The sequence below is a fragment of the Nonomuraea sp. NPDC049709 genome, from assembly GCF_040674815.1.
GTDB lineage: Bacteria > Actinomycetota > Actinomycetes > Streptosporangiales > Streptosporangiaceae > Nonomuraea.
This window is the reverse complement of record NZ_JBFANM010000005.1, coordinates 17,324-23,962: the sequence shown is the minus strand read 5'-3', so window position 1 is coordinate 23,962 and position 6,639 is coordinate 17,324. Positions and strand designations below refer to the sequence as shown.

6 protein-coding genes are annotated in these 6,639 nt (G+C 69.8%); 4 read left to right on the top strand and 2 right to left on the bottom strand.

The features are described from left to right. Window positions 1-662: 662 nt before the first annotated feature. Both trpD and AB0J69_RS06280 read right to left on the bottom strand, forming a co-directional pair. On the bottom strand, window positions 663-1,709 hold the full coding sequence (gene trpD, locus AB0J69_RS06285; protein ID WP_364113465.1) for an anthranilate phosphoribosyltransferase: 1,047 nt from the start codon (window positions 1,707-1,709) through the stop codon (window positions 663-665). A gap of 6 nt (window positions 1,710-1,715) precedes the next feature. After that, window positions 1,716-2,141 (bottom strand): hypothetical protein, encoded by a 426-nt coding sequence (locus tag AB0J69_RS06280; protein ID WP_364113463.1) that lies wholly within the window; start codon window positions 2,139-2,141, stop codon window positions 1,716-1,718. A gap of 179 nt (window positions 2,142-2,320) precedes the next feature. Here AB0J69_RS06280 and AB0J69_RS06275 point away from each other — a divergent pair, with 179 nt between their 5' ends. The 4 genes from AB0J69_RS06275 to AB0J69_RS06260 are packed head-to-tail and all read left to right on the top strand — an operon-like array spanning window position 2,321 to window position 6,562. Next, complete coding sequence (locus AB0J69_RS06275) at window positions 2,321-2,974, top strand: heme-copper oxidase subunit III (RefSeq protein WP_364113461.1); 654 nt, start codon at window positions 2,321-2,323, stop codon at window positions 2,972-2,974. Between the two features lie 14 nt (window positions 2,975-2,988). Beyond that, on the top strand, window positions 2,989-3,798 hold the full coding sequence (locus tag AB0J69_RS06270) for a c-type cytochrome (RefSeq protein ID WP_364113459.1): 810 nt from the start codon (window positions 2,989-2,991) through the stop codon (window positions 3,796-3,798). Then, window positions 3,795-4,907: a Rieske 2Fe-2S domain-containing protein gene (locus AB0J69_RS06265; RefSeq protein WP_364113457.1), complete on the top strand. Its 1,113-nt coding sequence runs from the start codon at window positions 3,795-3,797 to the stop codon at window positions 4,905-4,907. The genes AB0J69_RS06270 and AB0J69_RS06265 overlap by 4 nt, the downstream gene beginning before the upstream one ends. Then, the gene (locus tag AB0J69_RS06260; RefSeq protein ID WP_364113455.1) at window positions 4,904-6,562 is read left to right on the top strand and encodes a ubiquinol-cytochrome c reductase cytochrome b subunit; all 1,659 of its coding nucleotides are present in this window, start codon (window positions 4,904-4,906) and stop codon (window positions 6,560-6,562) included. Before AB0J69_RS06265 ends, AB0J69_RS06260 begins: the two co-directional genes overlap by 4 nt. The last annotated feature ends 77 nt before the right edge of the window (window positions 6,563-6,639 follow it).

Sequence of the window (6,639 nt, the reverse complement as noted above, 5' to 3'; positions counted from 1 at the left end):
GTGCGGCGGCCTTGCCCTGTGCGGCGGCCTTGCCCTGTGCGGCGGCCTTGCCCTGTGCGGCGGCCTTGCCCTGTGCGGCGGCCTTGCCCTGTGCGGCGGCCCTGCCCTGTGCGGCGGCCCTGCCCTGTGCGGCGACGCCGGCCGTGGCTTGTGAGACCGGCCGTGCCGCCCGCCGGCGGCGTTCGCGGCCGTATCCGGGCTGTCCTGCCGGTCTGCGACGTTCGTGGCCATGGCGCGCCCACGGCTGTCCGCCCGGCTTGCGGGCACGTTCGGCGGAGCTCCCGCCTTCCGCGCGTGCGCTCCCTGACGCGTGGCCCGTGGCAAAGGCGCCCGCCTGCTGAGGTGCCTGCCCACGAGGGAGCGCCGTCGGGCCACAGGGCGGGCGAGGCGGTGGCCCGGGGGCGTGGCGCCTGGCCATAGGGCCGGTGAGGCGGGGTGTGGCGCCTGGGCCATGGCCGGGCAGGCCCGGGTGGGTGGCGCGCGGCACGCGGTGGGTCGCGCGGGCCTGCGGTGAGTCGGGCAGGCCCGGGTGGGTGGCGCGCGGCACGCGGTGGGTCGGGCAGGCCCGGGGGTGGCGCGTGGCGCCGGGGTGGGTCGGGCGGGCCCAGCGGGCTGGCCGCGTGGGCCCGGGGTGGGGCGGGAAGCCCGGGGTGGGCCGGGGGTCAGGCGGGGCGGAAGGAGCCGCTGGCTTCGACCCAGCGGTCCAGGACCGCGGCGGCGCCGCCGGAGTCGACGGCCTGGACCGCGCGTGCGTAGCCGTCGATCATGGCCGAGTCCAGCTCGTCCCCCGGCCCGTCGAGCGCCACCAGGGCCGCGGCCGCGTTGAGGAGCACCGCGTCGCGGACCGGCCCCGTCTTCCCCCGCACCAGGTCATAGACCGCCTGGGCGTTGAACGCCACGTCCCCGCCCCGCAGCGCGCCCACGTCGGCGCGCGGGATGCCGAGGACGGCCGGGTCGAAGGTGGTCTGCGTCGCCGTGCCGTCCTTGACGACCCAGACGGTCGAGGTGGCGGCGATGGTGAGCTCGTCGAGGCCGTCGTCGCCGCGGAAGACCAGGGCGGAGACCCCGCGCTCGGCGAAGACGCCCGCGAGCACCGGCAGCATGTCGGCGTCGTAGACGCCGATGGCCTGGGCGGACGGGCGGGCCGGGTTGGTGAGCGGGCCCAGGAAGTTGAAGACCGTGGGCACCCCGATCTCCTTGCGGGTCGGGCCGGCGAAGCGCAGCGCGGGGTGGTAGACCGGCGCGAAGCAGAAGGCGATGCCCGCCTCGCGCGCCACCTGCGCGGTCTGCTCGGGCGTGAGGTCGAGCCGGATGCCCAGGTGCTCGAGGACGTCGGCGGCGCCGCAGGAGGACGAGGCGGCGCGGTTGCCGTGCTTGACGACGCGCGCGCCCGCGGCGGCGGCCACGATGGCGGCCATCGTGGAGACGTTGACGGTGTGCGCCCGGTCGCCGCCCGTGCCGACGATGTCGACCACGGGGCCCTCCACGCTCAGCGGCGTGGCAAGGTCGAGCATGGTGCGGGCCAGGCCCACCACCTCGGCCACCGTCTCGCCCTTGGCGCGCAGCGCGATCACGAAGCCGGCGATCTGGGAGGGCGTCGCGGCGCCGGACATGATCTCCCGCATCGCCCAGGCCGACTCGTCGGATGTGAGGTGCTCTCCGGACAGGAGAGCGGAAAGCAGGGTGGGCCAGGTCGTCCGGGAGTCCATGGGCACCTACTTAGCGTTGAGGCGGGTGGAGGAGCGACGGCGCATCAGGTCGGCCACCGTGTCGGCCAGGACCATGGGCTCCAGGGGCTGCGGCACCACGGCGTCGGCCTTGGACCAGTCGGCCAGCCACCGGTCGTCGCGCCTGGCGATGATCAGGCAGATGGGCGGGCAGTCGTAGACCTCGTCCTTGGCCTGGCGCGCGACGCCCATGCCGCCTGCGGGCTGCGTCTCGCCGTCGAGGATCGCCACGTCGATCTCGCCCGAGCCGAGCCACTGGTGGACCTTGGGCTCGGTGGCGCACTCCACGATCTCCACGAGGGGTACGTCGGCCGCGGGGCGCCTGCCGATGGCCTGGCTCACCTCGGCCCTGGTGGCGGCGTCGTCGCTGTAGACGAGGACCTTCATCTTCTCGTCGGTGCTCCCAGTGGACATCGGTCGCGCTCACTATCAGTCGAAACGGTATGGTCACCTGGGATCGTACCGGTGCGTCGGCGTGCAGACCCAGGCCACCATGCCTGGTGGGTGTTTTGTGTCGATTATCCCAGGTTGGCTCCCGGTTTGTACCTCCTAACGGGGGGTCGTGCGCCGGACCGACCACCGGAGCCGCAATAATGCTGCCCGTGGCGACAGCATCCGCAATAACTTCGACGACGACAGCACAGTCGTACCGCAGACCCAACTTGGTCAGCGTGGGCACGATCGTCTGGCTGTCCTCTGAGCTCATGTTCTTCGCGGCGCTGTTCGCGATGTACTTCACCATCCGGTCGGTGAGCGAGGGCCAGGGCCTCGTATGGGGCCCCGCGCTGCACAAGGCGGGCCTCGAGCTCGTTGAGGGCGCTCACCTGAACATCCCGTTCGCGACGGTCAACACGATCATCCTGGTCCTGTCGAGTGTGACGTGCCAGCTGGGCGTGTGGGCCGCGGAGAAGGGGCAGGTCGGCAAGCTCCGCTTCTGGTACATCGTCAGCTTCCTCATGGGCGCGGTCTTCGTCGCCGGGCAGCTGTACGAGTACATGGAGCTGGCGTCAGAGGGCGCGACCTTGTCCGCTAACGCCTACACCTCGGTGTTCTACCTGACGACGGGCTTCCACGGCCTGCACGTGACCGGTGGCCTGATCGCGTTCCTGTTCATGCTGGGACGCACGTACGCCGCGAAGCGCTTCACGCATGAGCAGGCCACCAGCGCGATCGTCGTGTCCTACTACTGGCACTTCGTAGACGTCGTCTGGATCGGTCTTTTCGCGACCATCTACATCATTCGTTAAGGAACGGGATCTCTGTGATTAGGATCACCGCTTGGCGGCGGCATCCCCTCGCGAGATACGCCGTCCTGATTTTCGCGTTGGCGCTGGTCGGGATGGTATACACCGCCTTTGTCCAGGTGGGTAAGCCTGCCGACGCGGCATTGGCGGCGGGCAAGGTCGATGACGTGGCCGAGGGCAAGAGCCTGTTCGTCCAGCACTGTTCGAGCTGCCATGGCATGAACGCGCAGGGCACCACCACGGCGCCCACGCTCATCGGCGTCGGCGCCGCGGCCGTCGACTTCCAGATGAGCACCGGGCGCATGCCGGCCGGCGCGCCGGGGCCGCAGGCTCCGCGCAAGCCACTGGCTCCCTGGGTCAACGAGACGACGACGCGGCAGATCTCGGCCTACGTGCAGTCGCTCGGCGGCGGCCCGCAGGTGCCGGGCCACGAGCAGGTGGACCCGAAGCTCGGTGACGCCGGCAAGGGCGGCGAGCTGTTCCGCGCCAACTGCATCCAGTGCCACAACTGGGTCGGCGCGGGTGGCGCCCTCACGCAGGGCAAGTACGCCCCCAACCTCAACGAGGCGACGCCGACGCAGATCTACGAGGCGATGGTCACCGGGCCGCAGGCGATGCCGGTCTTCAACGACTCGACGATCACGCCCGAAGAGAAGCGCAGCATGATCGCTTACATCACCCAGGTCCGTGAGCAGAAGGACCCCGGTGGTTTCGGCCTCGGCCGCATTGGCCCGGTCACCGAAGGTCTCGTAGCGTGGGTGGTGGGCATCGCGGCCCTCGCACTCGCCGCCATCTGGATCACCGCGAAGAAGCGACAGAAGTCATGACAGACAACGAGCACGAGATCGAGCAGCCGGACGACCGCGTCCCCAAGCGCGTCATCGGCACCCCCGCGCCGGGCACCTCGATGCTCGGCACCGCCGAGGCGGCCGAAGCGGACGAGGACGTCCCGGGCGTCACGCTCCAGGACGAGACCAAGGCCCGCAAGGCCGAGAAGATCGTGGCGCTCTGCTTCACGATCACCTTCCTGGCCGCCATCGCGTTCATCATCTCCTACGTCGTGTTCCAGGTCGGCAGCCCAGAGGCGACGGGCACGTCCAACCTGGCGCTGGGCGGCTCGCTCACGGTGGCGATCCTCGGCCTGGCGGTCGGCATCGTGATCTGGGTCCGCCAGATCATGCCGAAATACTCCCTGGTCCAGGAGCGCCACGCGATGGCCTCCGACGAGGACGACCGCGAGGTCGTGTCGGAGACGTTCATCCAGGGCGCCAACGAGAGCGGCTTCGTCAAGCGCAAGCTGCTGCGCCGCACGCTGCTGCTCGCGGCCGCGCCGCTCGGCCTGGTGCCGCTGGTGCTGCTGCGCGACCTCGACAACAGCAAGATGCCCGGCGCCAGGTTCAACAGCACGCTGCGGCACACGGTCTGGGGCGAGAAGACCAAGGAGGGCAAGCCGCTCAGGCTCGTCGTCGAGGGCACCGGCCAGCCCATCAGGGCGGCCGACTTCAACTCGCCCGGCGGCATCCTGTCGGTCGTCCCCGAGGGTTACCAGCACGACCTGACCGCCCTGGCCAAGGCCACGCTCATCCTGATCAAGTTCCGTCCGGAGGAGATCAAGAGCGGCGTCCGGCAGAACTGGACGCACGACGGCATCGTGGCGTACTCCAAGATCTGCACCCACGTGGGCTGCCCCGCGGCCCTGTACGAGCAGAACACCCACCACATCCTCTGCCCGTGTCACCAGTCGACGTTCGACGCCGCCGACGGTGCGAAGGTCATCTTCGGCCCGGCCGCGCGGCCGCTGCCGCAGCTGCCGATCACCGTCGACGCAGAGGGTTACCTCATCGCCCAGGGCGACTTCGACGTGCCGGTCGGCCCCAGCTACTGGGAACGCGGTGACGCCGAGGCCGAGGCCAGGTCGAAGGGAGGCCAGGCATGAGTGACGAGCTGAAGAAGACGCCGAAGGCCATCGCCGGGCCGTCGAACTTCCTCGACGAGCGCCTCGGCGGGGCCAACTTCCTCAAGCGCAACATGCGCAAGATCTTCCCGGACCACTGGTCGTTCCTGCTGGGCGAGATCGCGCTCTACTCCTTCATCATCCTGCTGCTGACCGGTACGTTCCTGACGCTCTGGTTCAAGCCCAGCATGATGGAGATCGCCTACGACGGCTCGTACGCGCCGCTCAAGGGCGTCCTGATGTCCGAGGCCTACGCATCGTCGCTGGAGATCAGCTTCGACGTCCGCGGTGGTCTGCTCATGCGGCAGATGCACCACTGGGCGGCCCTGCTCTTCGTGGCCGGCATGATGGTGCACGCGCTGCGCGTGTTCTTCACCGGCGCCTACCGCAAGCCGCGCGAGCTCAACTGGATCATCGGTGTGCTGCTGCTGACGCTGGCGCTGGCCGAGGGTCTGACCGGCTACTCCCTCCCCGACGACCTGCTCTCCGGCGCCGGTCTGCGGATCACCGAGGGTGTGGCGATCTCGCTGCCGCTGGTGGGGACGTACATCACGTTCTTCCTGTTCGGTGGGGAATATCCGGGTGAGGATGTCATCGCCCGGTTCTACTCACTGCACATCCTGCTCATCCCGGGCATCCTGCTGGCGCTGATCTCGGCGCACATGGTGCTCATGTGGGTGCAGAAGCACACCCAGATGCCGGGCAAGGGCCGCGACAACAAGAACGTGGTGGGCGCGCCGTTCTACCCGGCCTTCATGGCCAAGGCGGGCGCGTACTTCCTGTTCACGCTGGCCGTGGTCAGCGGCCTGGCGACGTTCACCCAGATCAACCCGATCTGGCTGTTCGGCCCCTACACGCCGGCGGACGTGTCGGCCGGTTCGCAGCCCGACTTCTACATGGGCTTCCTCGAAGGCGCGCTGCGCATCATGCCGCCGTGGGAGATCAACCTCTTCGGCACGTCCCACGCGGGCACGCTGCCGCTGAGCGTCATCATCCCGGCGCTGGTGCCGATGGGCATCATCATGACGGGCCTGGCGCTCTACCCGTTCCTGGAACGCTGGGTGACCGGCGACAACCGCGAGCACCACGTCGCCGACCGTCCGCGCAACAACCCGCACCGCACCTCGATCGGCATGTCGGCGATCACGTTCTACGGTGTGCTGTGGCTGCTCGGCGCCAACGACGAGATCGCGGCGAACTTCCACGTCAGCCTCAACCACACGACCTACGCCGGTCGAGTGCTGATCTTCGTCGCCCCGGCGCTGGCCTACCTGATCACCTACCGCATGTGCCTCGGCCTGCAGCGGTCCGACCAGGCCGTCATCTCGCACGGCGTGGAGTCGGGCGTGATCAAGCGGCTGCCGCACGGTGAGTTCATCGAGGTCCACACGCCGCCGTCGGAGGACATCGAGGCCCACATGCGCGGCAAGACGCCGGTGCCGATGCTGCCGGTGGACGAGGACACCTCGGGCATCCCGCCGAAGGGCATGCGCGGCCCGCTCGGCAAGCTGCGCGGGCGCATGTCGAAGGCGTACGGCGGGGAGAAGATCCCGCTGGACGACGGGCATGGGCACGGGCACGAGGAGGAGCACGCCGCCATCGGCTCCGGTGGCGACGACCGCAGCATCAGTCACTGACCCTGACGCCACGAACCGGACGGGCCCGGTCGACGGTCTCCACGACCGGGACCGGCCGGCGGTCCCGCGGGTGGGGC